Raw genomic sequence first — 24,790 nt, 5'->3', positions numbered from 1 at the left:
CTTACTTGAAGCCCCTCAACATGGTCATGAAGCGGGCCTGCTCGGCCGGCTCCTTCTTGAAGGCACCGGTAAAGGTGGTCGTCAGCGTCGTCGCGCCCTGCTTCTTGATGCCGCGCATCGCCATGCACAGATGCTCCGCCTCGATCAGCACGGCGACGCCGCGCGGAGCGAGCGTCTCGTCGATCGCTTTGGCGATTTGCGCCGTCATCGACTCCTGCGTCTGCAGGCGGCGCGCATAGATGTCGACGACACGGGCGATCTTCGACAAGCCGAGGACGCGGCCGCTTGGCAGATAGGCGACATGTGCCTTGCCGATGATCGGCACCATGTGGTGTTCGCAATGCGAATAGAACGGAATGTCCTTCTCAAGCACGATATCGTCGTAGCCCGAAACCTCCTCGAAGGTGCGTCCAAGCACGTCTTCGGCAACCAGGTCGTAGCCGCCAAAGATTTCCCGATAGGATTTGACGACACGCGCGGGCGTGTCCTTCAGGCCCTCCCGGGTCGGGTCTTCGCCGGCCCAGCGCAGCAGTACGCGAACGGCTTCCTCGGCTTCTTTCTGCGTCGGACGACCACTGGTGTCATCGAGCACGGGGAAATTCTTTACTATGGCGTCCATATGGCCTCTTGATGCGCGAGCGGAATCGCTGACGTTTTATCTTTCGGACAACTCGCCATTGGCCATTCGCCTAACCCTGCAGGCTTGGGTTCCGTTGGCGGGCTCCGGGGCTTTCGGGTCCTGGCTTAGCAGTGCACTGGACCGTCCAGCACGGTTTCCCAAACAACAGGCGACACTTATCCTCTTGCGGAACTGTCGCCCCAACACGACATAGCATATAGTATGGCGCCACATGGATGAAAGAGGCCCAGGCGAGCGCGCCGTGCTTTTTTCCCCTGTACCGGAGAAAATCATGCGCCGATCACTCAAAACCGCGAAAAATCAGCCGGATCGCGTCAAATGATGGATGACATTTACAACAGCAGGATTCTCGAATTTGCCGGCAACATTCCGAGGGTCGGCATGCTCGCCGATGCCGATGCGGAAGCTGCGGCGCATTCGAAGCTCTGCGGGTCGAAAGTCAGAATTTGGCTGAAGATGGATGGGGATGTCGTCACGGACTTCGCCCATGATGTGAAGGCCTGCGCCCTCGGCCAGGCCTCGTCCTCGATCATGGCCCGCCATGTCGTTGGCGCGCATGCGGCGGAAATCCGTCAGGCGCGCCAGGACATGCTGAGCATGCTGAAAGCGGACGGAGAGGGGCCTTGCGGCCGCTTCGAGGACATGCGCTTTCTGCTGCCCGTTCGCGACTACAAGGCGCGCCATGCCTCGACGATGCTGACCTTCGACGCGGTCGTCGATGCGATCGGCCAGATCGAGGCCAAGCGCCTCGCAACTGCAGTATGAACGATGTGCGGAAAGCCGCAGTCAGACCGCCTTCTTCGAGGTAGCCGAAGAGTCATCGCCGGCCGCGGCCGCAACTGGTCGGGGCCGTTTCGCAAGACTCCTGGCCGTCTCTTCGGCATGGCGGCCATCCGCACCTATCAGCTGACGCTGTCGAGCTTCATCGGCAATTCCTGCCGGCATCTGCCCACCTGTTCGGAATATGCCTATGAGGCGATCGCTCGGCACGGCCTCTGGGCCGGCGGATGGCTGGCGCTGTTCCGCGTTCTGCGCTGCGGTCCCGGCGGAACGCACGGCTTCGATCCGGTGCCGGAGCGGCTTGCGCCGCGCCAGCGCTGGTATGCGCCATGGCGCTTTTGGCAGCGCCGGCAAAAGGATGCGTGATCATCATGACGATCCCGATGGAATACCGGCAGGCGTCCGCCGATTTTGACCACTTCATCCTCGATGCGCGCGACACGGCCGGCCTGCAGACGACCAATCAGGCCTATACGATGGTGCAGGCGGTGCTTCAGGCCTTTCGACGCCGGCTCGACATTTCCGAGGCGCTGCTCTTCGCCAGCGTCCTGCCCCCGGTGCTGCGGGCGATCTTCGTTACGGATTGGGATCTCGAGGAGCCGACCGTGCCTTTCTCCGGTCGGCTCGCGATGACCCGTGAGGTGCAGGCTTTCCGCGGCGACCACAATGTCTCGCCGGCTTCGGCCATCGCGGACGTCGCCGCGGCCCTTCGGCGAAACGTTGACGAAGCAAAGCTCGATCGCGTGCTCGCGCGGTTGCCCCAGGGTGCCGTCGATTTCTGGCGGGCGTGATTCGGAGGGGAAATGACGCGTTACGTCGCGCTGCTCCACAGCATCGTACTGGGCGAGGGCCGGCGTGTCGTCATGAGCGATCTGAGGCAGATGGCCGAGCGGCTCGGCTATCGCTTGCCGCGCACCCTTGTCGCCACCGGCAATCTCATCTTCGAGGCGCCCGAGCAGCCGCTCGCAGAGATCGAATCGGCGCTTGAAAAGGCATTCCTCCAGACGTTCGACCGACACGTGGACATCATCGCGCGTTCGGCCGATGACTGGCTGAGGCTTGCCGCCGGCAATCCGTTCCTTGCGGCGGGCGAGGAGGATCCGGCTCGAGTCCATATTCGCGTCATGCGCTCTCCGCTTCGGCCGGACGCATTCGACGGACTTCGGAGCTATTGTACGAGAGGCGAACGTGTCGCCGTCGTCGGTGGCGATCTCTGGGCGGATTTCGGCGGCAAGGCGAGCGGGTCGAAATTGCTCGGGGCCTCGACGACGAAACGGCTCGGCATCGGCACGTGGCGCAACTGGAACAGGGTCAAGGGTTTGCGCGTCATGCTTGTCGGTTGAGCGGCCGGCGCGCCTTTACTCGTCCGCCAAAAACCTTTATCAGGCCCGCGTCAATTCACCGGCCCCGCCGGCAACCATACCACCCGCATTCGTTGGCGGGACTGGATAGGAGATCACGATGTCGCATTCCGTTTCCCTTACATTCCCTGATGGTTCCGTCCGTGAGTTTGCCGCGGGCACGACCGGCCGTGACGTGGCCGAGTCGATCTCGAAGTCGCTCGCCAAGAAGGCTGTCGCCATCGCTCTCGACGGCGACCTGCGCGACCTTTCCGATCCGGTCGCCGACGGCAAGATCGAGATCGTCACGCGTGAAGACAAGCGGGCGCTGGAACTGATCCGCCACGACGCGGCCCATGTGATGGCCGAAGCCGTGCAGGAATTGTGGCCGGGAACGCAGGTGACGATCGGTCCGGTCATCGACAACGGCTTCTACTACGACTTCGCCAAGAACGAGCCCTTCACGCCCGATGACCTGCCGGTCATCGAGAAGAAGATGAAGGAGATCATCGCGCGCAACAACCCTTTCACCAAGGAGGTCTGGTCGCGAGAAAAGGCGAAGGAGGTCTTCGCCGCCAAGGGTGAGAGCTACAAGGTCGAACTCGTCGACGCGATCCCGGAAGGCCAAGACCTGAAGATCTACTACCAGGGCGACTGGTTCGACCTCTGCCGTGGCCCGCACATGGCCTCGACGGGCCAGATCGGTACGGCCTTCAAGCTGATGAAGGTGGCCGGCGCCTATTGGCGCGGCGATAGCAACAATCCGATGCTGACCCGCATCTATGGTACGGCCTGGCATACGCAGGAGGAACTGGACCAGTATTTGCACGTGCTGGCCGAAGCCGAGAAGCGCGACCATCGCCGCCTCGGCCGCGAGATGGATCTGTTCCATTTCCAGGAAGAAGGTCCGGGCGTCGTCTTCTGGCATGGCAAGGGCTGGCGCATGTTCCAGAGCCTCGTCGCCTATATGCGCCGCAGGCTCGAGGTCGACTACCAGGAGGTCAACGCGCCGCAGGTTCTCGACAAGTCGCTTTGGGAGACCTCCGGCCACTGGGGCTGGTACCGCGACAACATGTTCAAGGTGACGGTTGCCGGCGACGAGACGGACGACGACCGGGTCTTCGCGCTGAAGCCGATGAACTGCCCGGGCCACATCCAGATCTTCAAGCATGGTCTGAAGTCTTACCGCGAACTGCCTGTCCGAATGGCCGAATTCGGCGCCGTGCATCGCTACGAGCCGTCCGGCGCGCTGCACGGACTGATGCGTGTGCGTGGCTTCACGCAGGACGACGCGCACATCTTCTGCACCGACGAGCAGATGGCGGCCGAATGCCTGAAGATCAACGATCTGATCCTCTCGGTCTATGAGGACTTCGGCTTCGAGGAGATCGTCGTCAAGCTTTCGACCAGGCCGGACAAGCGCGTCGGTTCCGATGCGCTCTGGGACCGTGCCGAGGCGGTGATGACTGAGGTGCTGAAGACGATCGAGGCGCAATCCGGGGGCCGCATCAAGACCGGCATCCTGCCGGGCGAGGGCGCCTTTTATGGGCCGAAATTCGAATACACGCTGCGGGACGCGATCGGCCGCGAATGGCAGTGCGGAACGACTCAGGTCGACTTCAACCTGCCGGAGCGTTTCGGTGCCTTCTACATCGATAAGGATTCGGAGAAGCGCCAGCCGGTGATGATCCATCGCGCCATCTGCGGTTCGATGGAGCGGTTCCTCGGCATCCTGCTCGAAAACTATGCCGGCCATATGCCGCTGTGGATCTCGCCGCTGCAGGTGGTGGTCGCCACCATCACCTCGGACGCCGACGATTACGGCCGGGAAGTCGCGGCGCGGCTGCGCGAGGCCGGGCTTACCGTCGAAACCGACTTCCGCAACGAGAAGATCAATTACAAGGTACGCGAGCACTCGGTGACGAAGGTTCCGGTGATCGTCGTCTGCGGCAAGCGCGAGGCGGAGGAACGTTCGGTCAACATCCGTCGGCTCGGCTCCCAGGCGCAGACGGCAATGTCTCTGGACGAGGCGGTCGCTGCGCTCTCGAGCGAAGCCATGGCGCCCGACCTCAAGCGCAAGGCCGAACGGAGCGCCCGGGCTGCCTGAGCGCCGATTGAGCGGTGTTTCGAACTGCGGTGGGCACGCGCCTGAAGGCGCGTGCCGCCATCCGAAAGCTGAAGTGCTCCGGCATAAAGTTCGCTCTCGACGACTTCGGCTGCCGCGACATTTCCGACAAACTGCTGGGTGAGACCTCGGCGGCCTGAGCCTTCCCTATCGTGATCGCTTGACGCTGCCTCAGGCCAAGGCGGTGACATCAGTCGAGCGCGTCGGCATTGGCGGTCTCGCCGGGAGCGCTGCTGCCGTCCAGCAGCACTTCCACATCGGTATTCACGCCGGCCTTCACGGCAAAGTCGCGTTGGTAGATCTTGTCCTTGTTGCGCGCCACGGCCGTATAGCTGCCCTCGGCAAGCACGAGCGTCGGAAACGCGCCGACGCTTTCGCTGACGACGTCGCCCGAGGACGTCAGGATCGACCAGGCGGTGTCGGCGATCGCCTCGCCGCCGGGTTCCGAGACGAGCTTCAATGTCAGCTTCGCGGCGCGGTGCTGGATCGTTGCTTCGGTCAGTTTGCCGGCTTCCACCTGGATGTCGGCGCGGATCACCGCATTGACCGCGCCATAGTCGGAGACCACGTGATACGTGCCGGCGCCGAGCCGGACCACCGTGTTCGGCTTCACGTCGGCGACGATAAGGGCGCGTTCGCCATCCTCCTTCACGTCGGATGAGAAGATCGAAAAGCTGAGCTCGTTCGGTGGAATACGCACATCGCTGCCGGAGACGGCGTTCAGCATGACGCCGCCGGCATCCAGCACCAGCACCTGCTTGTCCAATTCGCCTTGCTCGGGCACGCGAATCTTGCGGGTGGCTGCCGCGCGACCGAAGGCGACATTGACGAAATATTCGCCGGGCACGAGATTGAAGGCCGTGGAGCCGCCTTCGGAAGTGGCCAGCAGCGGGAGCTTGCCGTCGCCTCCGGGGATCGGGCTGAAGACCCGCCAACTCAGGCCTGACTCCACCGGCTGGCCGTCGCTCGTCAGCAGGGCCTCGAGTTTCACGTCCTTCAGTTCGCCGTTCTGGGTGGGGTCGCTGACGAGCGGATTGAAACTCGTGAGCTTCGGCATCTTCCGGCTGCCGGAGATCGACGGAAAGCTCTTGAAGGCATCGGTGGCGTCCTGCGCAACCGTCCGCTCCGCAGCAGAACCGGCGAGCATGGTCGCCAAGGCGGTTCTCAGCAAAATACGAGTGCGGATGCGCATGAGGGCAGTTGACTTCCTGACTGGGTGACTCCACTTGAAACGCCGGTATGGCATTTTCGTGGCTGTCGATCCGGCGGCAAGTTAGTGGAATTCGCTCGATATGAAAACCGAAATTAAGCTCGTCGACTATCTCGCCTCGCGCAGGTCCATTCCGGCCTTTCAGATGGGGCGGCCGGGGCCCGGCAAGGCCGAGGTGGAGGAAATGCTGAGGCTCGCCACCCGCGTACCGGACCACGGCAAGCTGGCGCCTTGGCGCTTCATCGTCTATCGCGGCGAGGAGAGGGCGCGGATCAGCGGCGAGTTGAAGAGGATGGCGCTAGCCGCCAAGCCGGATCTCTCTGAAGAGCTGATCAAGGTGGAGGAGACGCGGCTGACCCGCGCCCCGGTGGTGATTGCTGTGGTCAGCAAGGCCGCGCCGCATTTCAAGATCCCCGAATGGGAGCAGATGATGTCGGCCGGCGCCGTGTGCCTCAATCTCTTGATGGCGGCGAACGCGCTCGGCTATGCATCCAACTGGCTGACCGAATGGTACGCCTTCGACGAGAAAGCCTATCCTCTGCTCGGTGTCGCACCCGGCGAAAGGATCGCCGGGTTCATTCACATCGGCACGGCCTTGGTACCGCCGACCGAGCGGCCGCGGCCGGAGCTCGCCGAGATCGTCACCTGGGTCGGGGAAGAGGCCTGATGTTTTACGAAACGGCCACGAACCGGCATGGCTTGCCGCACGACCCCTTCAAGGCGATCGTGTCGCCGAGGCCGATCGGCTGGATCGGTACATGCGCCATGGACGGTTCGCTGAACCTCGCGCCCTATTCCTTCTTCAATGCGATCAGCGACCGGCCGAAGCTCGTGATGTTTTCCTCGAGCGGCTATAAGGATTCCGTGCGCAATATCGAAGCGACCGGCGAGTTCACGGCAAGCTTTGCCAGCCGCAACCTGAGCGAGGCCGTCAACAGGACCTCGTTGGCAGCGCCGCACGGCGAGAGCGAGTTCGAGATCGCCGGATTGACGCCGGTCGAGGGAACGCTCGTCAGGGCGCCCTTCGTCGGTGAGGCCTTTGCGGCGCTCGAGTGCCGGATGACGGAGATGTTCCAGCCGAAGGGTCTCGATGGCGTGGAATCCGACAGCTATGTCGTCATCGGCGCGGTCGTCGGCATTCATATCCGCGACGAGGCCATTCGCGACGGACGCTTCGATGTGACCACGGTCAAGCCGCTCGCACGCCTCGGCTACATGGATTATTGCGATGGCGGCGACGTCTTCGAGATGACGCGGCCGTTTCGCTAGATTTCGTCCGAAGCGCCTGCGTCGGCGAGAAGCTCGAGTTGCTCCAGCGAGCCGGCGGCGACGGCCGAGAAGCCGTTATCGAGACTGTTTGTCCAAAGCCGCCGCACCGCCGCCTTGTCCAGGGCATCGGCGGGCAGCATCTCATAGGCAGCGATGCCGGCCTCGCTGGCCCGCAGCACAGCTGCGGCGCGCCCGGCCCGGATAACGGCCGGCGCATCGCCTGTCCCGGTGACGCGCTGGCAGCGGCATGCTGCCGCGAGCGCCGAGGCGTCGAAGACCAATGCGGAGAGGCGCGGAGAAACGCCCGCCATCGAGTGGGGCGAGAGCACGCTTTCGGCAACCGTGGCATATTCCGCAAGCAGCGCCGTTCGACCCTGGGGTACGCCTGCGATCGCCTCGGCGACCTTCAGCATCACGTCGAGCTTCTGGATATCGGCCGGTCCTCGGCATGCCATCACCACGATGCCGTCGACATCGGGAAGGAGGCTCGCAAGACCCTCTTCGTCGATCGTTTCCGCCGGCCCGGTCCGCGCCAGAAGGAGGCAGGGCGCTTGCCCCCTGTCTGGTCGCCGCAGGCTTGCCGCGCCTTGCAGTGCCCACGCATCGACGACGATCGCTTCAACGGCCTGCAGCAGCTTTTCCGCGGGGAACTGTTCGCCGGCTGCGAGGTACAGAAGAGGTTTCATGGTTTGCGCGCGGTTAACGGACATGGTGAACCAATCTTAAACCTTTGACCGCTAATATTCGGACATTGGGGCTGTCGGGTGTCTAGTGGGGCATAGGTGATCATACAAGCATTTCTTCGCTGGGTGGAAACGGCGAGAACCAGCGACCGCGCACGCGCTGCCAATGCGCTCGGGCGATCCTATGCTCAAGCCGAGATGAACGGCCTCGATCGGCATGCCGCGGAAATGGCGATGACCTTCCTGTTGGACGATCCTTCGCCGAAGGTGCGATTGGCGCTGGTCGAGGCGCTCGCCGATTGCCCATCGGCGCCGCGAGCCATCGTCAGGGCGCTCGCGGAGGATCAGCCCGAAATCGCCTTCGCGGCAATCGCGCGTTCGCCGGTGCTTACCGATGCGGATCTCGTCGATCTTGCCGCGCGCGGCACGGCGGAGACGCGGGCGCTGATCGCGGCGCGTGGGGCGGTGTCTTGTTCCGTTGCTGCGGCGATTGCGGAGATCGGCGACGAGGAGGAGGTTACCATTCTCCTCGAGAATAGCGGCGCCATGCTCCTGCAGGGTTCTCTCAGAAGGATCGCCTGCCGGCTCGGGCATGTTGCAGCGGTACGCGACCGGTTGCTGGCCCGTGCCGACCTGCCGAGCGACGTGCGGCATGCGCTCGCCGAGAAGATCGGTGCGGCACTCGCGGCGTCCGGGTTCGTCCAGGCGGTCATCGGCCCGGCGCGCGTGGCGCGGGTCACGAGAGAGGCATGCGACGCTACGGCGCTCGCGATGACGGCAATCGCGTCGCCGGACGACCTGTCGCAAATGGTTGCCCATTTGCGCGAGACTGGGCGCTTGACCCCAGCCTTTCTGATGAGCGCCCTCTGCAGCGGCGCCACGGACTTCTTCGTCCTGGCCATGGCGGATCTTTCCGGCCTTGCCGAAAAGCGCGTACGCTCGATCCTTTCTGGGGGGCGCGTCCATTCGATCCGCGCTCTCTTCGAGAGCGCGGGGCTGGGGCGCGACGTCAGCGAAGCCTTCGCGCAAGCCGTCCTCCACTGGCAGGCCCAGACAAGCGAGGGCGCGCCGGCATCGCTTGCCGCTCTCCTTGAACGTCTTCGCCGGAACCCGTGCTCCACATCGGCCTCCGTCGCCGAACTCGTGGAGCGACTGGGCTTTGCCGAGCAACGGCAAGTCGCCCGGGACTATGCCTTGCTTGCCGCGCGGCAGGCGGCCTGATCGGCGTCTCAGTTGCCGAACCGGCGCGCCACCCAGGAATAGCCGTCTTCCATGTAATGCACCGGGGCGCTGACGATCGCCTGCAGCTTTTGGCGATCCGGCACTGCGCCGCTCAGCCATGTCAGGGCGCGCTTCGGCAGGCCCGGCTTTTCCTCTGGCGTCGCCGGGGGCATTGCCGCCTGCTGTGTCGCTGCATCGGTCTGCGGGGCGATCTTGGGAGCAGGTTCGGTGGACGCCGTCATGTCCGATCCCGAGGTTTCGCAAACGGCAACGACGACCGGATACCTCCTGTTGGAAAACTTCGGCAGTTCCTTTTGCGATTCCGTGTCGCATTGAGCGATCGACGGCCAGCTGCCGTTCACCGTCGAGATGTAGTGGCACTGCGTGACATTGTCATCGCAACCGAGAATGGTCATGACGATCAGGGCGGCTTTCATGTCTTGGGTCCGTTCAGATGCCTGTTGCCCCCTATCTTATGGAGCTTCGATTGTTTCCGAAGTAGGGCAAAATCGCCGCCCCACAAAACAAATTGTTTCGTCCCGTCACCCGGATTGATTGCAGCTCTTCCTGCGCCGTTTGACGTATTGGCGCCGTTCGTCATTGCCGTTAGTTTCGTCGCATCGATCATACGGATCGATAGGATCCGCGTTGAGGCTTGAAATGACCCCCATCACCATCGCCGAGGAACCACCGCGCCAGCCGGCCATCGTCCGCCTGCTCGAACTCTCCGATGCCTACGCGGCATCGCTTTATCCGGCTGAAAGCAACCATCTGGTCGACGTCTCGATCCTGGAAAAGCCGACGGTGTCCTTCCTTGTCGCACGATCTAACGGCACGATCGTCGGCTGCTGCGCGCTCGTGGACGCCGGCGACGGGACGGCCGAGATCAAGCGGATGTTCGTCGATCCGGAGGCGAGGGGGCTGAAAGTCGGCAAACGGCTTCTCGCTGCGCTGGAAGCGAAGGCGGAAAAACTGGGCCTCTCCACGATTCGACTGGAGACTGGCATCTACCAGCCGGAGGCGATCGGCCTCTACAGATCGTTCGGTTACGTCGAGCGGCCGCCCTTCGGCAGCTATCTGCCCGATCCGCTTAGCCTGTTCATGGAGAAAAGCGTGGGGCAGACGACGACTTGAGCGGGAGCGGCTGTTGCGCCTCATCCCGCTGCCGCGACCTCTCCCCGCTGACGGGGAGAAGGGGCGATGCCGCGCAGTCTCCTCGCGCGGGGAGAGGGCTAGGGTGAGGGGCATCTATGCATTGCGCCAATGACCGGCAAGCGCCTCAAATATCCAGATTCTCCGCGAACACGGCGCGCTCCTGGATGAAGCGGAAGCGGGCGTCGGCCTTTGTGCCCATCAGGTTGTCGACGGCCTCGCGCGTGCCCTCGAAATCGACGTCGTCGATCTCGACCTTGAGCAGGGTCCGGTTGGCCGGATCCATGGTCGTTTCCTTGAGCTGCGCCGGCAGCATCTCGCCCAAACCCTTGAACCGGCCGATCTCGACCTTGCCGCGGCCGTTGAATTCGGTGCGCATCAGTTCTTCGCGATGCGCGTCGTCGCGGGCATAGAGCGTCTTCGAACCCTGGCTCAAGCGGTAGAGCGGCGGCACCGCGAGATAGAGGTGGCCGCTGCGGATAAGCTCCGGCATCTCCTGATAGAAGAAGGTGATCAGCAGCGAGGCGATGTGGGCGCCGTCGACGTCCGCGTCGGTCATGATGATGACGCGCTCGTAGCGGAGGTCCTCTTCGCGGTACTTCGACCGCGTGCCGCAGCCGAGCGCCTGGACGAGATCGGTGATCTGCTGGTTGGCGCCGAGCTTCTCGCGGCCGGCGCTGGCGACGTTGAGGATCTTGCCGCGCAAGGGCAGGATCGCCTGGTTGGCGCGATTGCGCGCCTGCTTGGCCGAGCCGCCGGCCGAGTCACCCTCGACGATGAAGAGCTCTGCGCCTTCCGCCGTGTTCTGCGCGCAGTCGGCGAGCTTGCCGGGAAGGCGCAGCTTGCGCACCGCGGTCTTGCGGTTGACTTCCTTTTCCTTGCGCCGGCGGACGCGTTCTTCGGCCCGCTCGATGACCCAGTCGAGAAGCTTTGCGGCTTCCGCCGGATTGTCGGCAAGGTAGTGGTCGAAGGGGTCGCGGAGCGCATTTTCGACGATGCGCTGGGCTTCGACGGTCGCCAGCTTGTCCTTCGTCTGCCCAACGAATTCCGGCTCCCGGATGAAGACCGAGAGCATCCCTGCTGCCGAGATCATCACGTCGTCGGTCGTGACGATCGCGGCCCGCTTGTTCTGGGTGAGTTCGGCGTAGTTCTTCAGGCCCTTGGTCAGCGCGATGCGCAGCCCCGCCTCGTGCGTGCCGCCTTCGGGCGTCGGGATCGTGTTGCAGTAGGAGTGGATTTGCTGGTCGCCGCCATACCAGGTAACCGCCCATTCGAGCGAGCCGTGGCCGCCCGCCTTTTCAGACTTGCCGGCAAAGATCTCGCGGGTGACGGTGAATTCCTTGCCGAGCGTCGCCGCGAGATAGTCCTTGAGACCGCCGGGGAAGTGGAACACTGCCCTGTCCGGGGTCTCCGAGCCTTCCGGCAACAGCGATGGGTCGCAGGACCAGCGGATCTCGACGCCGCCGAAGAGATAGGCCTTGGAGCGGGCCATGCGGAAGAGCCGCGCCGGCTCGAAGCGGGCATGCGGGCCGAAAATCTGCGGGTCCGGATGGAAGCGGACCTTGGTGCCCCGGCGATTGTGCACTTCGCCGAGCTCTTCGAGTCCGCCCTGCGGAATGCCGCGGGAGAAGCGCTGCCGGTAGAGTTTGCGGTTGCGCGCCACCTCGACCTCGAGCGAGTCCGACAGCGCATTGACCACCGAAACACCGACGCCATGCAGGCCGCCCGAAGTCTCGTAAGCCTTGCCGTCGAACTTGCCGCCGGCATGCAGCACCGTCATGACCACTTCGAGGGTCGACTTGTTAGGGAATTTCGGGTGGTTTTCGACCGGAATGCCGCGGCCGTTGTCGGTCACCGTCAGGAAGCCTTCTGCATCGAGGTTGACTTCGATGAAGTTGGCGTGGCCGGCGACCGCCTCGTCCATCGAGTTGTCGATCACCTCGGCAAAGAGGTGGTGCAGTGCCTTTTCGTCCGTTCCGCCGATATACATGCCCGGCCGCCGGCGTACCGGTTCCAGCCCCTCGAGGACCTCGATTGCCGAAGCGTCGTAATCGCTGCCATCGCTGCTCTTCGGTGCGGGCCGCGCTACATCGTTGCCGGCGGCAGGCGCCGTCGGCTTGCGCGGCGCGCCGGCATCGGCCGGCTTCGGCTGCAAGGGCATGGCGGAAAAGAGGTCGCTGCTGTCGTCCATGGAGTGGTTAGATCGTTCCTGTCGTCTCTATCGGCAAGGCAATAGCAAGACCGCGTCGCCGTCGCCATCCCCTGGCGTCCGAATCACCGGAATTCTGCCAGAGTCTTGCTGAAAGCGCGAACAAAAGGCGAATTTGCGGATGTGAAGGCCCGACAATGCGGTGAATTGCGGCTTGAGTGTTGCGTCGCGAAGGTGCCGATGGCAAGGCATGAGCCGAACCAGGGAGCCCGTCGGGTGTCTATGTCCACAATTGTTTTCTCCGTCCGGTGCCTGATTGCCGCGCTGCTCCTTTCAAGCGTTGTCCTCGCCGCCGAGGCGAAACCGTTGCAGCCCTACAAGGATGCATTGTTCGGCTATCCCGGAATCCTGCGGGAGGAGGATGGCGGCGATTTCCGCGTTATCGACTACCAGGAGATCAGGGATATCAACGGTCGCGATCAGATTCCGGAGCGGCGCGTCAAGCGGGCCTATTTATCGCTCGGCGTCAAGAGTTCCCAGGCCAACGAGACGCTCGACCTCGACAGCCGTTCTCTCGACGTCACGCGCGTCGGCGGGAATCGTGGGGCAGCCTTCACGGTAATCTTCATTCACGGGCGCGGCGGCGACCGCCGCCTCGGCGCCAACGACTTCTCCTTCGGCGGTAATTTCAACCGGCTGAAAAATCTGGCGGTCAACAATGGCGGTACTTATTATGCGCCAAGCGTGCGCTCCTTCGATGCGGCAGGCGTGGCTGATATTGCGGCGCTGATCCACTTTGCCGCCGAGCGATCCGGCAACCGGCCGGTCGTCTTGGCCTGCGCTTCCATGGGCAGTTTCATCTGCTGGGGCATATCGCGCGATCAGCAGGCGACCGCGGTATTGAGCGGCATGATGGTGATGGGCGGGGTCGCGGACCCAGCGTTTCAGGAGAGTGCCGCCTACAAGGCAAGGCTGCCGATGTTCTTCAGCCATGGCAGCAATGACAGCGTCTATGCCGCCGAGGCGCAGGTTGCGCTCTATCGCTCGCTGAAGAGCAAGGACTATCCCGCTCGCTTCGTGCTGTTTGAGACCGGTTCGCATGGGACACCGGTGCGCATGACCGACTGGCGGGATGCGCTGAACTGGATTCTTGAGCGTTAGCCGAATGCTCGCGGTCGTTAATGGAAATTCCGCATGAACAAGGTTGAAAGCTGGCGTTGGCTGCAGGAGCATCCCCAAGGCGCCATCTCGCCGGACGACTACGAGGATCGGCTCGGTACGGGCGCGCCCCTGGCCTATCTGCCCTTCGGCAACGGCCTGAGCTATGGCGATGTCTGCCGTAATGATCGAGGAACGTTGATCGACGGCGCCAGGCACGGCCGCATCCTCGCCTTCGATCCGGGGACCGGGGTGATGACCTGCGAGGCCGGCGCCACGCTGCGCGACATTCTCGTCAAGGTCATACCGCATCGCTTCTTCCTGCCGGTGACACCGGGGTCGGGTCTCGTCACGGTCGGCGGCGCCATCGCCAATGACGTTCATGGCAAAAACCATCATGCCCGCGGCGCCTTCGGCAATCATGTCCGGCGCCTGACGCTGCTGCGCTCGGACGGCGAACGTCTGGTCTGTTCCGCCGAGGAGAACGCCGAGCTCTTTGCCGCCACGATCGGCGGCATGGGCCTGACTGGACTGATCCTCGATGCCGAACTGCGGCTGATGAAAGTGCCTTCGCCGCATGTCCAACAGCACACCATTCGCTTCGAATGTCTCGAGGACTATTTCGCACTGGTGGACCGTGTCGGCGAAGAGCATGAATATTCCGTCGCCTGGATCGATCAAATGGCCGGCGGCCGGCGGACGGGCAGGGGCGTGCTCTGGGCTGCCGATCACGCCGACGCATCCTGCGAATATCCGGACATCCCCAAGGGACCAAAGCCTTCGCTGCCCCTGTCCCCGCCGTTCAATCCGCTGAATTCCCTGACGGTGAAGGCCCTTAACGAATATCGCTTTCGCAGCGAAGCGCCCGGTGAAATGGTCTCGACGGTAAAATGGACGTCCTATTTCCATCCGCTTGACCGGCTCGGTGCCTGGCACCGGCTCTACGGGCCGCTGGGTCCTTGTCGGCACCAAAGCGTCTATCCGGCCGAGAATGCCGAGGAGACGACGCTTCGCCTCTTGAAGACCGCGCGCGAACACGGCCACGCCTCCTTCCTGACTGCGGTGCACCGTTTCGGGGACGCCGAAGGGCGAGGCTTGCTTTCCTTTCCTCGGCCGGGTTTCGCACTGACCTTGGACTTCGCCTATCAAGGCGAAGCGACCGTAAAACTGTTCGACGCTTTGGACCGCATTGCCGTCGAAGTCGGCGGGGCGGTGAATCCGAGCGCGGATTTCCGCATGAGCCCCGCGGTTTTCGAGGCCTCCTTCCCGTCCTGGCAAAAACTCGAAGCGCTGCGAGATCCGGCTATCGTTTCGGATTTCTGGAGGCGCACGGCGCTTGCTTTCAAGGGCTGACGACGGTCAACGCCTCACTCCCTTAATGTTCATGTCGAACTCGACCACGTTGGAATAAATGGGGGTGCCGACGTCCATGCCGTAGGGTGAGCGGCGGATGCTGCCGCGGATGGTGAAGGAAATCGAGCGCTTGTCCCAGTCGATCAGGGTGACGGCGAAGCGTTCCTTGCGCGTCTTGCCACGCGCCGTCAGTGCACCCTCTACCGTCGCGCTACCGGGGCCGGTCTGGGTGACGTTTGTGGAGCGGAAGGTCACCGTCTGAAAATTGGCCGTGTCGAAGACCGCGCTCGACCGCAGGAAATTCTCGATGCGGCGCTCCCTGGCCCTGACGCTCTCCGGAAAGAGCGTGAACTCGACCGACGAACGCGAGACGTTGCCGCCATCTATCCGAAACTTGCCGGAGAACTTTGCGAAGTTGCCGGCGATTCCGCCGCCGCCCGTCTGCCCGATGCTGAAATGGATGCGCGAGGAGTTGGAGATGCTGTAGCTTCCGGCCGCATCCGCGAGCGACGGCGCCTGTGCGTTGGCCGGTAGAGCAGCAGCGATCAACGCGAAGGCTGCAGTCAGGGCGAGATGGCGATGAGCGCTCATGGATCATTCCTCCCGGCAAGGGGCCTGTTGGTTTCTCCACCCGGGACTGGCCCCGCATCGCTCCTGCTGGAGGCGGAGCGCAGCATGCGGATCAACACCTCGTCGCCTCGGACGAACTGATGATAGAGCGCCGCCACAGCGTGGATGGCCACCAAAACGAGCATGACATAGGCGAGCAATGCGTGAGTGCGGGCCCAGAACGCCTCGGCGCTTTCCGATTGCGGCAGCGGTAGATGCGGTATGACGATGATGTTGAAGTAGAAGCTCGGCATGTTCAGTGTCGAGGCGGAGGCGACGGCCCAGCCGGCCAGCGGCACGATGACCCCAAGGAGGATCAATATCCTGTGCGTTTGGCGCGCCGCGGCATATTCAAACGGATGGAGGCCCGGAACGGGCTGCGGGGTCCGCTCTGCCAGCCACCAGAGGGCTCTCAAGAGCGCGAGCCCCAAGGCAGTCAAGCCGAGCGACTTGTGCCATTGGTAAAGCGAGAACTGCAGCGCCGGATCGAGCTCGGTTCGCCGCATGGCGAAGCCGACGAGCATCAGGCCGAGGATGAGCAGCGCGATCGTCCAGTGCAGCACGATCGTTACCGTTCCGAAGCCGTTCTCGCGGTTGCGCAGCATTGGGTGACTTGACCAGCTGTCTGCCGTTGACGTGAGACGCCCCAAGGCTTCGTTTTATTCGAAATGCTCCAGTCCAAAGTTCGCTCCGGGATCGTTCATACGCGCAGCACCTATTGGCCGGATGGCGCCGGAATCTGCGGCGAGGTGCTTTCATTTGCCTAACCGATTTGCTAGGCCGCTTGCCCGAGAGGCTTGGATCCCGGAGGAAGAACTGATGACGCCTGACATTCGCCCGCTCGTTGCCGGCAACTGGAAGATGAATGGTACGCGTGCATCGCTGGACCAGATCAAGGCTATGGCCGAGGGCGTCAAGGGCGAGCTTTCCGCCAGGGTCGAGACGTTGATCTGCCCGCCGGCGACGCTGCTTTACGTTGCGACTGCGCTTTGCGACGACAGCCCGCTGATGATCGGCGCGCAGAACTGCCACCAGAAGCAATCGGGCGCCCACACCGGCGATGTTTCTGCCGAGATGATCGCCGACTGCTTCGGCACCCATGTGATCGTCGGTCATTCCGAACGCCGCACCGATCACGCCGAAACCGACGCACTGGTAAGGGCGAAGACCGAAGCCGCGCATGCGGCGGGCCTCGTCGCCATTGTCTGCATTGGCGAGACGGGAGAGGAACGCAAAGGCGGCAAGACGCTCGACGTCCTGAAGCGCCAGCTCGCCGGCAGCCTGCCGGATGGCGCGACGGCGGAGAGCACGGTGATCGCCTATGAGCCGGTCTGGGCGATCGGCACCGGTTTGACGCCGACCGTCGGAGACGTGGAAGAGGCGCATGCCTTCATGCGTGCCGAGCTTGTCTCCCGCTTCGGTTCCGAGGGCGGCAAAATGCGCATCCTCTATGGCGGCTCCGTCAAGCCTTCCAATGCCAAGGAATTGATGGGCGTCGCCAATGTCGACGGTGCGCTGATCGGCGGCGCCAGCTTGAAAGCGGAAGACTTCCTCGCCATCTACGGGGCCTATGAAGAATTGACTGCCTGACCGCCGCGTACGGCGGGCAGGGGCTTGGAATAGCCGGCGGCTTGGTATAAAGAGGCGCGAAATTTGGCGCGGCCCCTGATGTGGCCGCGATCGTTCGATTCGAATGCCCCGAAGAGGGCAGGACTGGAAGCTGATGCAGACCGTACTCCTCGTCGTTTATCTCATGGTCGTCGTCGCCCTGATCGGCGTCGTCCTCATTCAGCGCTCCGAAGGTGGCGGTCTCGGCATAGGCGGCGGTTCGGGCTTCATGTCCGCCCGCGGCACGGCCAATGCGCTGACCCGCACGACTGCGGTCCTCGCCTTCCTGTTCTTCGCTCTGGCGCTGGCGATGGGCATCCTCGCGCGCTACGAGCCGCAGGCGACCGATATTCTCGAGCGTATTCCGGGCACGAGCTCGAGCGGCGGCGTGCTGGATTCGCTCGGCGGCGGCCAGACGGCGCCAGCCGGCGGCAACACTGGGGCTCCGGCGAACGGCAATGGCGCCAACAACGCGGTTCCGGCAGAAGGCGCGGCCCAGCCCGCCACTCCGGCTGCTCAGCCGGCCGCCCCGGCTCCGGCCCCCGGCGCCAACGGCAATACCGGATCGCAAGTTCCGAGCGGCCAGTAAGGCCGAAGTTCAGAAGAACCCGCCGGCGGATGTTTCATCCGCCGGTTTTGTTTTGTGTGAAATCTGCCGCACCGAGAAACGGAAAAATTCGGGAAGACGAATTTTTTCGGTGGCGGAATCGTTTGTGAAAAGGTATCCGGTGACTCCCATGGCGCGATATGTATTCATCACTGGCGGCGTGGTCTCCTCCCTCGGAAAAGGCATCGCTGCGGCCGCTCTCGGAGCGCTGCTGCAGGCGCGTGGCTACCGCGTGAGGCTGCGCAAGCTCGACCCGTATCTCAATGTCGATCCCGGCACGATGAGCCCGACGCAGCATGGCGAGGTGTTCGTCACCGACGATGGGGCCGAAACCGACCTCGATCTCGGCCACTACGAGCGTTTCACCGGCCGATCGGCGACGAAGACCGACAACATCACCACGGGCCGGATCTATAAGAACATCATCGACAAGGAACGGCGCGGCGACTATCTCGGGGCGACGGTTCAGGTGATCCCGCACGTCACCAACGAGATCAAGAACTTCGTCACCGAAGGCAACGAAGACTACGACTTTGTCATCTGCGAAATCGGCGGCACCGTCGGCGACATCGAGGCAATGCCCTTCATGGAGGCGATCCGCCAGCTCGGCAACGACCTGCCGCGCGGCACCGCCGTCTATGTCCACCTGACGCTGATGCCCTATATTCCGGCGGCGGGCGAGCTCAAGACCAAGCCGACCCAGCACTCGGTCAAGGAGTTGCAGGCGCTCGGTATCCACCCCGACATTCTGCTCGTTCGCGCCGATCGGGAGATCCCGGAAGCGGAGCGCCGCAAGCTGTCGCTCTTCTGCAATGTGCGGCAATCGGCAGTCATCCAGGCGCTCGACGTGGCGTCGATCTACGACGTGCCGATCGCCTATCATAAGGAAGGCCTCGACAACGAAGTGCTCGCCGCCTTCGGCATCGAGCCGGCGCCGAAGCCGCGCATGGAAGCCTGGGAGAATGTGGCGCACCGGATCCGCACGCCGGAAGGCGAAGTGACGATCGCGATCGTCGGCAAATATACCGGCCTTAAGGATGCCTATAAGTCGCTGATCGAGGCGCTCTATCACGGCGGCATCGCCAATCGCGTCAAGGTCAAGCTCGAATGGATCGAGTCCGAGGTCTTCGAGAAGGAGGATCCGGCGCCCTATCTCGAGAAGGTCCACGGCATTCTGGTTCCCGGCGGCTTCGGCGAACGCGGTTCGGAGGGCAAGATCAACGCGGCGCGCTTTGCCCGCGAACGTAAGGTGCCCTATTTCGGCATCTGCTTCGGCATGCAGATGGCCGTGGTCGAGGCCGCCCGCAATCTCGCCGGCATCGACAAGGCATCCTCGACCGAATTCGGCCCCACCAAGGAGCCAGTCGTCGGTCTGATGACCGAATGGGTGAAGGGCAACGCGCTCGAGAAGCGCTCGGCCTCCGGCGATCTCGGCGGCACCATGCGCCTCGGTGCCTACCGTGCAGCCCTCAAGCCCGATACGAAGATCGCCGGGATCTATGGATCTCCGGATATCTCCGAGCGCCATCGCCATCGCTACGAGGTCAATGTCGACTACAAGGAGCGACTGGAATCCTGCGGCCTCGTGTTCTCCGGCATGTCACCGGACGGCGTGCTGCCGGAGACGGTAGAATATCCGGATCATCCCTGGTTCATCGGCGTTCAGTACCATCCGGAGCTGAAGTCCCGGCCACTTGATCCGCATCCTCTGTTTGCGAGCTTCATCGAGGCAGCGCTCGAACAGTCGCGGCTAGTGTAGCCTTCACCCCGCATGTCCCGATTTCGCGGCCGGTCCCCAAGGCCGGCCGTGCGCCTATTGGCGCCTCGCATGCTTGCGTGAGGTGGCTGCATTCGACGCCTGTCCCGCTGCCGCTTGCAATCATCGGTCAAAAGTTGCAAACAGCGGCAAACCGGTCACCAGGGAAATCGCCATGAACCTGCCTACCCGCACCGCCCGCCCGCTCGATCATCTCGTGCTGCCGGTGGCGGAACTCGGGCAGGCGAGGCGGCGCCTCGGCGATCTCGGCTTCACCGTGGCAGGAGATGCGCGCCATCCCTTCGGCACCGAGAACGCCTGTGTCTTCTTCCCCGGCGATACATACATCGAGCCGCTCGCCATCGCCTCGCGTGAAGAGTGCGAGGCCGCCGCGCTTGGAGGCAACGCCTTTGTGGCGCGCGATCAGGCGTTCCGTTTCCGGCAAGGGCCCGAGGGTCTCTCGGCGGTCGTGCTCGGGACGCCCGATGCCGCCACCGACCACATCCGCTATCGGTCCTGCGGCATCTCCGGCGGCGAGATGCTGGAATTCTCGCGGCCCATGCGCCTGCCGGACGGACGCGAGGCGCTCGGCTCCTTCCGCCTGGCATTTGCCGCCGACCTGCGCGCGCCCGACTTCTTCCTGTTCAGTTGCCAGCGGATCCGCGCCCTGCCTGTCGACGGCGCGCTCACCAATCACGAGAACGGCGTGACCGGCATCGGCGAGGTTGTTCTTTCCGAACCCAATCCGACGGATTTCCAATATCTGCTGCAGGAAGCGGTCGACGAGCGCGAGGTCTCGGCCCATTCCTTCGGCATGGACATCCAGGCCGGCAGCGTCAAACTGTCGGTCTTGAACCCTGCAGGGATGGAGGCCTTCTATGGCCGCTCCGTCAGTGCGACCGACCGCGGCTTGCGCGGCCGTGCCGTGGTGTTCCGCGTCGCCGATCTCGAAGCGACGCGCGCGCTGTTTGCGCAGAACGACATTGAATTTTCAGAAATGGGCGGACGCCTCGTTGTCCCGGAAGCGCCGGGGCAGGGGGTGATTTTCGCATTTGGAGTATGATGATGGAAACGAATGCAAGGGTCGTCGTCGGCGAGGGTGCCGGCCAGGTGGTGTTCTCCCAACAGGAGCGGCTGACGCTGATCGCCGGCCCCTGTCAGATGGAAAGCCGCGAGCATGCCTTCATGATCGCCGGCAGGCTGGTCGAACTCTGCAAGTCGCTCGGTCTCGGCCTCGTCTACAAGTCGTCCTTCGACAAGGCGAACCGCACCTCGCTCTCCGGCAAGCGCGGCATCGGCATTGAAAAGGCGATGGAAATCTTTGCCGACCTCAAGCGTGAATTCGGCTTCCCGGTGCTGACCGACATCCACACGGAAGAGCAGTGCGCCGCGGTCGCCGAGACCGTCGACATTCTGCAGATCCCGGCCTTCTTGTCGCGTCAGACCGATCTTCTCGTAGCGGCCGCCAAGACCGGGCGCGCCATCAACGTCAAGAAGGGCCAGTTCCTGGCGCCCTGGGACATGAAGAACGTGCTCGCCAAATTCACGATGAGCGGCAACCCGAACGTCCTTCTCTGCGAGCGCGGCGCATCCTTCGGCTACAACACGCTCGTTTCCGACATGCGCTCGCTGCCGATCATGGCGGCGCTCGGGGCCCCGGTCGTGTTCGACGCCACCCATTCGGTGCAGCAGCCCGGTGGGCAGGGCGGCTCCTCAGGCGGCCAGCGGGAGTTCGTCGAGACCCTGGCACGCGCCGCCGTTGCCGTCGGCGTTGCCGGCGTCTTCATCGAGACGCATGAGGATCCGGATAACGCTCCCTCCGATGGCCCGAACATGGTGCCGCTCAAGGACATGCCGCGGCTCCTCGAGAAACTGCTCGCCTTCGATGCCATCGCCAAGACTTGAAAGAGCAGGTGCCGCGCCGCGCGTGAAATTCTCATGACGCACGACGGCACCCCGTGCTCCCGGCGCCCAGCGCCATTGTAATTTCAGGGCCATCCATTAAGACAGGCCGACCATCACCAACGTCCACAAGCAGGGAAGAGATCATGACTGCGATCATCGACATCATCGGCCGAGAGATCCTCGACAGCCGCGGCAACCCGACCGTCGAGGTCGATGTTCATCTCGAGGACGGCAGCTTCGGCCGCGCCGCCGTTCCCTCGGGCGCTTCGACCGGCGCGCATGAAGCGGTCGAGCTGCGCGACGGCGGCACCCGCTATCTCGGCAAGGGCGTAGAGCGAGCCGTCGACGCCGTCAACGGCGAGATCTTCGAGGCGATCGGCGGTCTCGATGCCGAGAACCAGATCCAGATCGACAAGACGATGATCGAGCTCGACGGCACGTCGAACAAGTCGCGCCTCGGCGCCAACGCCATTCTCGGCGTGTCGCTCGCCGTCGCCAAGGCTGCGGCGGAAGCGGCCGGCCTGCCGCTCTACCGTTACGTCGGCGGCCCGAACGCACATCTCCTGCCGGTGCCGATGATGAACATCATCAACGGCGGCGCGCATGCCGACAACCCGATCGACTTCCAGGAATTCATGATCATGCCGGTGGGCGCCGAAACGCTGAAGGATGCCGTCCGCATGGGTTCGGAAGTCTTCCACACGCTGAAGAAGCAGCTCGCCGCCGAAGGCCATAACACCAATGTCGGCGACGAAGGCGGCTTCGCGCCGGGCTTGGCTTCCGCGCCTGCGGCCCTCGACTTCATCATGAAGTCGATCGAGAAAGCCGGCTACAAGCCGGGTGAGGACATGTATGTCGCGCTCGACTGCGCCTCGACGGAGTTCTTCAAGGACGGCAAATACGTGCTCGAAGGCGAGGGCCGGACGCTGGAGCCGGGTGCCATGGCCGAATACCTCGCAGAGCTTGCCGCCAAGTATCCGATCATCTCGATCGAGGACGGCATGGCCGAAGACGACTGGGACGGCTGGAAGGCGCTGACCGACCTCATCGGCAACAAGTGCCAGCTCGTCGGCGACGACCTCTTCGTCACCAACTCCGCGCGGCTGCGCGACGGCATCAAGATGGGCGTCGCCAACTCGATCCTCGTCAAGGTCAACCAGATCGGCTCGCTTTCCGAGACGCTCGATGCCGTCGAGACGGCCCACAAGGCCCGCTACACCGCCGTCATGTCGCACCGTTCCGGCGAAACCGAGGATTCGACGATCGCCGATCTGGCGGTTGCCACCAATTGCGGTCAGATCAAGACCGGTTCGCTCGCCCGTTCCGACCGGCTTGCCAAGTACAATCAGCTGATCCGCATCGAGGAACAGCTCGGCCTGCAGGCGGCCTACGCGGGTCGGTCGATCCTGCGGGGGTGATTATTGGCTAAGCGGCGCAGCGGCTGCCCCTCATCCGCCTAGCGGCACCTTCTCCCCGCTCGCGGGGAGAAGGGACTCGCGGGTGCCACGTCAGTCCCCTCTCCCCGCGTGCGGGGAGAGGGGACTGAGGTGAGGGCAAATTAAGCCAAAATGCCTGCCGACAACCCGCAATATTCCAAACCCGCCTGCCTCACGGCCGGCGGGTTTCCTTTTCCCTGCCATTCATGGTCAACGGTCGGTTAATCAATCGGCGCTAGTCTGCCTTGGTATTGCGTAGCAGGGCATCGACGATGTGGACACGGCATCACAAGAAGCGGAGACTGGGGCGGCTGGTAGTGCCGGTGATCGCAGTCGCCTTTCTTTCCTACTTCGGCTATCATTCGATCCATGGCGGTTACGGCTTAAGGGCGACGGAGGAGTTCGACCGCCAGATCGCCGAGCGGCAGGCACGGCTCGACGAGCTCACTCAAAGGCGGCAAATCCTGGAAAAGGAGGTCGAGCTGATGAGTGACGGTTCGTTGGAAAGAGACATGCTGGATGAGAAGGCTCGCCTCGCGCTCAATATGTCGCGTAGCGACGAGATCGTCATTTTTCATCGCCCAGCGAATTAACTGAAATTCGGTTAATCACAAATAAACGTTTAAATTCAGCTATTTGCCTTGAATGATAGCCATGCAAATATGGCATTGCTGCGGCGCGCTTCTTTGCCTATGGTAGCCCACCAAAGGCTAACCATTGGGAGGAATGAATGGCTCCGCGAAAAACCGCGTCCGTCTCCAGCCGCAAGGCCGCCGCCAAGCCGGCCAAGAAGGACTTCACCAGCGGCACGATCGCCGAATTCTCCAAGGAAGATGAACTGAAGGCCTATCGCGAAATGCTGCTGATCCGGCGTTTCGAGGAGAAGGCCGGCCAGCTTTACGGCATGGGCTTCATCGGCGGCTTCTGTCACCTTTATATCGGCCAGGAAGCCGTCGTCGTCGGCATGCAGCTGGCGCTGAAAGAGGGCGACCAGGTCATCACCGGTTACCGCGATCACGGCCATATGCTCGCCTGCGGCATGAGCGCCCGCGGCGTGATGGCCGAGCTTACCGGTCGCCGCGGCGGTCTTTCCAAGGGGAAGGGCGGCTCGATGCACATGTTCTCCAAGGAGAAGCACTTCTACGGCGGCCACGGCATCGTCGGCGCGCAGGTATCGCTCGGCACCGGCCTTGCCTTCGCCAATCGGTATCGCGGCAACGACAATGTCAGCCTCGCCTATTTCGGTGACGGCGCCGCCAACCAGGGCCAGGTCTACGAAAGCTTCAACATGGCAGCGCTCTGGAAGCTGCCGGTGATCTACATCGTCGAGAACAATCGCTATGCGATGGGCACCTCCGTGTCGCGCGCCTCGGCACAGACCGATTTCTCGCAGCGCGGCGCTTCCTTCGGCATCCCGGGCTATCAGGTCGACGGCATGGACGTGCGCGCGGTCAAGGCGGCAGCCGACGACGCTGTCGAACATTGCCGCTCCGGCAAGGGGCCGATCATCCTCGAAATGCTGACCTACCGCTACCGCGGCCACTCCATGTCCGACCCGGCGAAATACCGCTCGAAGGACGAAGTGCAGAAGATGCGCTCGGAGCATGATCCGATCGAGCAGGTGAAGGCCCGCCTTGTCGAAAAGGGCTGGGCGAGCGAGGACGAACTGAAGCAGATCGACAAGGAGGTTCGCGACATCGTTGCGGACAGCGCGGATTTTGCCCAGTCTGATCCGGAGCCGGATGTGTCCGAGCTCTATACCGACATCCTGCTTTGATCCGGGGAGGGA

At 63.3% G+C, this 24,790-nt stretch carries 27 protein-coding genes; 20 read left to right on the top strand and 7 right to left on the bottom strand.

Features of this window, described 5'->3' with window-relative positions; all coding sequences use genetic code 11:
* Position 1: 1 nt before the first annotated feature.
* Entirely contained in the window at positions 2 to 619 is a 618-nt protein-coding gene (folE, locus tag CO656_RS20040; protein WP_097526867.1) for a GTP cyclohydrolase I FolE, read from the bottom strand.
* Between the two features lie 342 nt (positions 620 to 961).
* Here folE and CO656_RS20035 point away from each other — a divergent pair, with 342 nt between their 5' ends.
* From CO656_RS20035 to CO656_RS31265, 6 genes are all read left to right on the top strand, one after another.
* Positions 962 to 1,405, top strand: coding sequence for an iron-sulfur cluster assembly scaffold protein (locus CO656_RS20035; protein ID WP_176536542.1), 444 nt, complete (start codon positions 962 to 964; stop codon positions 1,403 to 1,405).
* 3 nt (positions 1,406 to 1,408) lie between these two features.
* Positions 1,409 to 1,786, top strand: coding sequence for a membrane protein insertion efficiency factor YidD (gene yidD / locus CO656_RS20030; RefSeq protein WP_097526865.1), 378 nt, complete (start codon positions 1,409 to 1,411; stop codon positions 1,784 to 1,786).
* Positions 1,783 to 2,211, top strand: a complete 429-nt coding sequence (locus tag CO656_RS20025) for a DUF2267 domain-containing protein (RefSeq protein ID WP_176536541.1) — start codon at positions 1,783 to 1,785, stop codon at positions 2,209 to 2,211. Before yidD ends, CO656_RS20025 begins: the two co-directional genes overlap by 4 nt.
* Positions 2,212 to 2,223: 12 nt before the next feature.
* A complete protein-coding gene (locus CO656_RS20020; RefSeq protein WP_097526863.1) occupies positions 2,224 to 2,763 on the top strand; it encodes a DUF1697 domain-containing protein in 540 nt (179 codons plus the stop codon).
* A 118-nt stretch (positions 2,764 to 2,881) separates the two neighbouring features.
* Positions 2,882 to 4,867 carry a threonine--tRNA ligase gene (gene thrS, locus CO656_RS20015; RefSeq protein ID WP_097526862.1) on the top strand — a complete coding sequence of 662 codons (1,986 nt, stop codon included), beginning with the start codon at positions 2,882 to 2,884 and terminating at the stop codon, positions 4,865 to 4,867.
* A gap of 29 nt (positions 4,868 to 4,896) precedes the next feature.
* Positions 4,897 to 5,025, top strand: coding sequence for a hypothetical protein (locus CO656_RS31265; protein WP_272938869.1), 129 nt, complete (start codon positions 4,897 to 4,899; stop codon positions 5,023 to 5,025).
* 50 nt (positions 5,026 to 5,075) lie between these two features.
* Here CO656_RS31265 and CO656_RS20010 read toward each other — a convergent pair whose 3' ends face one another.
* A complete protein-coding gene (locus tag CO656_RS20010) occupies positions 5,076 to 6,077 on the bottom strand; it encodes a hypothetical protein (protein WP_037423185.1) in 1,002 nt (333 codons plus the stop codon).
* A 100-nt stretch (positions 6,078 to 6,177) separates the two neighbouring features.
* Between CO656_RS20010 and CO656_RS20005 the strand changes: the two genes are divergently transcribed.
* A complete protein-coding gene (locus CO656_RS20005) occupies positions 6,178 to 6,762 on the top strand; it encodes a nitroreductase (protein ID WP_037423183.1) in 585 nt (194 codons plus the stop codon).
* Positions 6,762 to 7,364, top strand: coding sequence for a flavin reductase family protein (locus CO656_RS20000; RefSeq protein ID WP_037423180.1), 603 nt, complete (start codon positions 6,762 to 6,764; stop codon positions 7,362 to 7,364). Before CO656_RS20005 ends, CO656_RS20000 begins: the two co-directional genes overlap by 1 nt.
* Here CO656_RS20000 and CO656_RS19995 read toward each other — a convergent pair.
* A complete protein-coding gene (locus tag CO656_RS19995) occupies positions 7,361 to 8,074 on the bottom strand; it encodes an aldolase (protein ID WP_037423177.1) in 714 nt (237 codons plus the stop codon). The two genes, CO656_RS20000 and CO656_RS19995, sit on opposite strands and share 4 nt — an antisense overlap.
* Positions 8,075 to 8,146: 72 nt before the next feature.
* On the opposite strand from CO656_RS19995, the gene CO656_RS19990 reads away from it, so the two are divergent.
* The gene (locus CO656_RS19990) at positions 8,147 to 9,268 is read left to right on the top strand and encodes a DUF2336 domain-containing protein (RefSeq protein ID WP_097526861.1); all 1,122 of its coding nucleotides are present in this window, start codon (positions 8,147 to 8,149) and stop codon (positions 9,266 to 9,268) included.
* A gap of 8 nt (positions 9,269 to 9,276) precedes the next feature.
* Here CO656_RS19990 and CO656_RS19985 read toward each other — a convergent pair whose 3' ends face one another.
* A complete protein-coding gene (locus CO656_RS19985) occupies positions 9,277 to 9,705 on the bottom strand; it encodes a hypothetical protein (protein WP_097526860.1) in 429 nt (142 codons plus the stop codon).
* Between the two features lie 223 nt (positions 9,706 to 9,928).
* Between CO656_RS19985 and CO656_RS19980 the strand changes: the two genes are divergently transcribed.
* Positions 9,929 to 10,402 carry a GNAT family N-acetyltransferase gene (locus CO656_RS19980; RefSeq protein WP_037423170.1) on the top strand — a complete coding sequence of 158 codons (474 nt, stop codon included), beginning with the start codon at positions 9,929 to 9,931 and terminating at the stop codon, positions 10,400 to 10,402.
* A 145-nt stretch (positions 10,403 to 10,547) separates the two neighbouring features.
* Here CO656_RS19980 and parE read toward each other — a convergent pair whose 3' ends face one another.
* Complete coding sequence (gene parE, locus CO656_RS19975) at positions 10,548 to 12,611, bottom strand: DNA topoisomerase IV subunit B (protein ID WP_037423167.1); 2,064 nt, start codon at positions 12,609 to 12,611, stop codon at positions 10,548 to 10,550.
* Between the two features lie 198 nt (positions 12,612 to 12,809).
* On the opposite strand from parE, the gene CO656_RS19970 reads away from it, so the two are divergent.
* Together CO656_RS19970 and CO656_RS19965 are read left to right on the top strand one after the other, a co-directional pair.
* Positions 12,810 to 13,730: an alpha/beta fold hydrolase gene (locus tag CO656_RS19970; protein ID WP_097526859.1), complete on the top strand. Its 921-nt coding sequence runs from the start codon at positions 12,810 to 12,812 to the stop codon at positions 13,728 to 13,730.
* A 33-nt stretch (positions 13,731 to 13,763) separates the two neighbouring features.
* Complete coding sequence (locus CO656_RS19965; protein ID WP_097526858.1) at positions 13,764 to 15,080, top strand: FAD-binding oxidoreductase; 1,317 nt, start codon at positions 13,764 to 13,766, stop codon at positions 15,078 to 15,080.
* Between the two features lie 6 nt (positions 15,081 to 15,086).
* Here CO656_RS19965 and CO656_RS19960 read toward each other — a convergent pair whose 3' ends face one another.
* Both CO656_RS19960 and CO656_RS19955 read right to left on the bottom strand, forming a co-directional pair.
* Entirely contained in the window at positions 15,087 to 15,671 is a 585-nt protein-coding gene (locus CO656_RS19960) for a YceI family protein (protein ID WP_037423164.1), read from the bottom strand.
* Positions 15,668 to 16,294, bottom strand: a complete 627-nt coding sequence (locus tag CO656_RS19955; protein WP_097526857.1) for a cytochrome b — start codon at positions 16,292 to 16,294, stop codon at positions 15,668 to 15,670. The genes CO656_RS19960 and CO656_RS19955 overlap by 4 nt, the downstream gene beginning before the upstream one ends.
* A 214-nt stretch (positions 16,295 to 16,508) precedes the next feature.
* On the opposite strand from CO656_RS19955, the gene tpiA reads away from it, so the two are divergent.
* The 8 genes from tpiA (at position 16,509) to pdhA (ending at position 24,778) form a co-directional block, all read left to right on the top strand.
* On the top strand, positions 16,509 to 17,279 hold the full coding sequence (gene tpiA, locus CO656_RS19950; RefSeq protein WP_037423160.1) for a triose-phosphate isomerase: 771 nt from the start codon (positions 16,509 to 16,511) through the stop codon (positions 17,277 to 17,279).
* Between the two features lie 133 nt (positions 17,280 to 17,412).
* Positions 17,413 to 17,886: a preprotein translocase subunit SecG gene (gene secG, locus CO656_RS19945; protein WP_037423158.1), complete on the top strand. Its 474-nt coding sequence runs from the start codon at positions 17,413 to 17,415 to the stop codon at positions 17,884 to 17,886.
* Positions 17,887 to 18,025: 139 nt separating this feature from the next.
* Complete coding sequence (locus CO656_RS19940; RefSeq protein ID WP_162109154.1) at positions 18,026 to 19,663, top strand: CTP synthase; 1,638 nt, start codon at positions 18,026 to 18,028, stop codon at positions 19,661 to 19,663.
* Between the two features lie 172 nt (positions 19,664 to 19,835).
* Positions 19,836 to 20,723: a VOC family protein gene (locus tag CO656_RS19935; RefSeq protein ID WP_037423152.1), complete on the top strand. Its 888-nt coding sequence runs from the start codon at positions 19,836 to 19,838 to the stop codon at positions 20,721 to 20,723.
* The gene (gene kdsA / locus CO656_RS19930; RefSeq protein WP_176536522.1) at positions 20,723 to 21,565 is read left to right on the top strand and encodes a 3-deoxy-8-phosphooctulonate synthase; all 843 of its coding nucleotides are present in this window, start codon (positions 20,723 to 20,725) and stop codon (positions 21,563 to 21,565) included. Before CO656_RS19935 ends, kdsA begins: the two co-directional genes overlap by 1 nt.
* Before the next feature lie 143 nt (positions 21,566 to 21,708).
* Positions 21,709 to 22,983, top strand: coding sequence for a phosphopyruvate hydratase (gene eno / locus CO656_RS19925; protein WP_037423149.1), 1,275 nt, complete (start codon positions 21,709 to 21,711; stop codon positions 22,981 to 22,983).
* Positions 22,984 to 23,273: 290 nt separating this feature from the next.
* Positions 23,274 to 23,594 (top strand): septum formation initiator family protein, encoded by a 321-nt coding sequence (locus CO656_RS19920; RefSeq protein ID WP_097526856.1) that lies wholly within the window; start codon positions 23,274 to 23,276, stop codon positions 23,592 to 23,594.
* Positions 23,595 to 23,731: 137 nt separating this feature from the next.
* Positions 23,732 to 24,778 (top strand): pyruvate dehydrogenase (acetyl-transferring) E1 component subunit alpha, encoded by a 1,047-nt coding sequence (gene pdhA / locus CO656_RS19915; protein ID WP_037423144.1) that lies wholly within the window; start codon positions 23,732 to 23,734, stop codon positions 24,776 to 24,778.
* Positions 24,779 to 24,790: the final 12 nt, after the last annotated feature.

The sequence above is a fragment of the Sinorhizobium sp. FG01 genome (assembly GCF_002531875.1).
Taxonomy (GTDB): Bacteria; Pseudomonadota; Alphaproteobacteria; order Rhizobiales; family Rhizobiaceae; genus Sinorhizobium; species Sinorhizobium fredii_C.
This window is presented reverse-complemented; position numbering and strand designations above follow the sequence as displayed.

Excerpts from the sequence above, each read along its gene's own strand:
- folE (WP_097526867.1), bottom strand. The coding sequence starts at position 619 with ATGGACGCCATAGTAAAGAATTTCCCCGTGCTCGATGACACCAGTGGT.
- CO656_RS20035 (WP_176536542.1), top strand. The coding sequence starts at position 962 with ATGGATGACATTTACAACAGCAGGATTCTCGAATTTGCCGGCAACATT.
- yidD (WP_097526865.1), top strand. The coding sequence starts at position 1,409 with ATGTGCGGAAAGCCGCAGTCAGACCGCCTTCTTCGAGGTAGCCGAAGA.
- CO656_RS20020 (WP_097526863.1), top strand. The coding sequence starts at position 2,224 with ATGACGCGTTACGTCGCGCTGCTCCACAGCATCGTACTGGGCGAGGGC.
- thrS (WP_097526862.1), top strand. The coding sequence starts at position 2,882 with ATGTCGCATTCCGTTTCCCTTACATTCCCTGATGGTTCCGTCCGTGAG.
- CO656_RS20010 (WP_037423185.1), bottom strand. The coding sequence starts at position 6,077 with ATGCGCATCCGCACTCGTATTTTGCTGAGAACCGCCTTGGCGACCATG.
- CO656_RS20005 (WP_037423183.1), top strand. The coding sequence starts at position 6,178 with ATGAAAACCGAAATTAAGCTCGTCGACTATCTCGCCTCGCGCAGGTCC.
- CO656_RS20000 (WP_037423180.1), top strand. The coding sequence starts at position 6,762 with ATGTTTTACGAAACGGCCACGAACCGGCATGGCTTGCCGCACGACCCC.
- CO656_RS19995 (WP_037423177.1), bottom strand. The coding sequence starts at position 8,074 with ATGTCCGTTAACCGCGCGCAAACCATGAAACCTCTTCTGTACCTCGCA.
- CO656_RS19985 (WP_097526860.1), bottom strand. The coding sequence starts at position 9,705 with ATGAAAGCCGCCCTGATCGTCATGACCATTCTCGGTTGCGATGACAAT.
- CO656_RS19980 (WP_037423170.1), top strand. The coding sequence starts at position 9,929 with ATGACCCCCATCACCATCGCCGAGGAACCACCGCGCCAGCCGGCCATC.
- parE (WP_037423167.1), bottom strand. The coding sequence starts at position 12,611 with ATGGACGACAGCAGCGACCTCTTTTCCGCCATGCCCTTGCAGCCGAAG.
- CO656_RS19970 (WP_097526859.1), top strand. The coding sequence starts at position 12,810 with ATGGCAAGGCATGAGCCGAACCAGGGAGCCCGTCGGGTGTCTATGTCC.
- CO656_RS19965 (WP_097526858.1), top strand. The coding sequence starts at position 13,764 with ATGAACAAGGTTGAAAGCTGGCGTTGGCTGCAGGAGCATCCCCAAGGC.
- CO656_RS19960 (WP_037423164.1), bottom strand. The coding sequence starts at position 15,671 with ATGAGCGCTCATCGCCATCTCGCCCTGACTGCAGCCTTCGCGTTGATC.
- CO656_RS19955 (WP_097526857.1), bottom strand. The coding sequence starts at position 16,294 with ATGCTGCGCAACCGCGAGAACGGCTTCGGAACGGTAACGATCGTGCTG.
- tpiA (WP_037423160.1), top strand. The coding sequence starts at position 16,509 with ATGACGCCTGACATTCGCCCGCTCGTTGCCGGCAACTGGAAGATGAAT.
- secG (WP_037423158.1), top strand. The coding sequence starts at position 17,413 with ATGCAGACCGTACTCCTCGTCGTTTATCTCATGGTCGTCGTCGCCCTG.
- CO656_RS19935 (WP_037423152.1), top strand. The coding sequence starts at position 19,836 with ATGAACCTGCCTACCCGCACCGCCCGCCCGCTCGATCATCTCGTGCTG.
- kdsA (WP_176536522.1), top strand. The coding sequence starts at position 20,723 with ATGATGGAAACGAATGCAAGGGTCGTCGTCGGCGAGGGTGCCGGCCAG.
- eno (WP_037423149.1), top strand. The coding sequence starts at position 21,709 with ATGACTGCGATCATCGACATCATCGGCCGAGAGATCCTCGACAGCCGC.
- CO656_RS19920 (WP_097526856.1), top strand. The coding sequence starts at position 23,274 with ATGTGGACACGGCATCACAAGAAGCGGAGACTGGGGCGGCTGGTAGTG.
- pdhA (WP_037423144.1), top strand. The coding sequence starts at position 23,732 with ATGGCTCCGCGAAAAACCGCGTCCGTCTCCAGCCGCAAGGCCGCCGCC.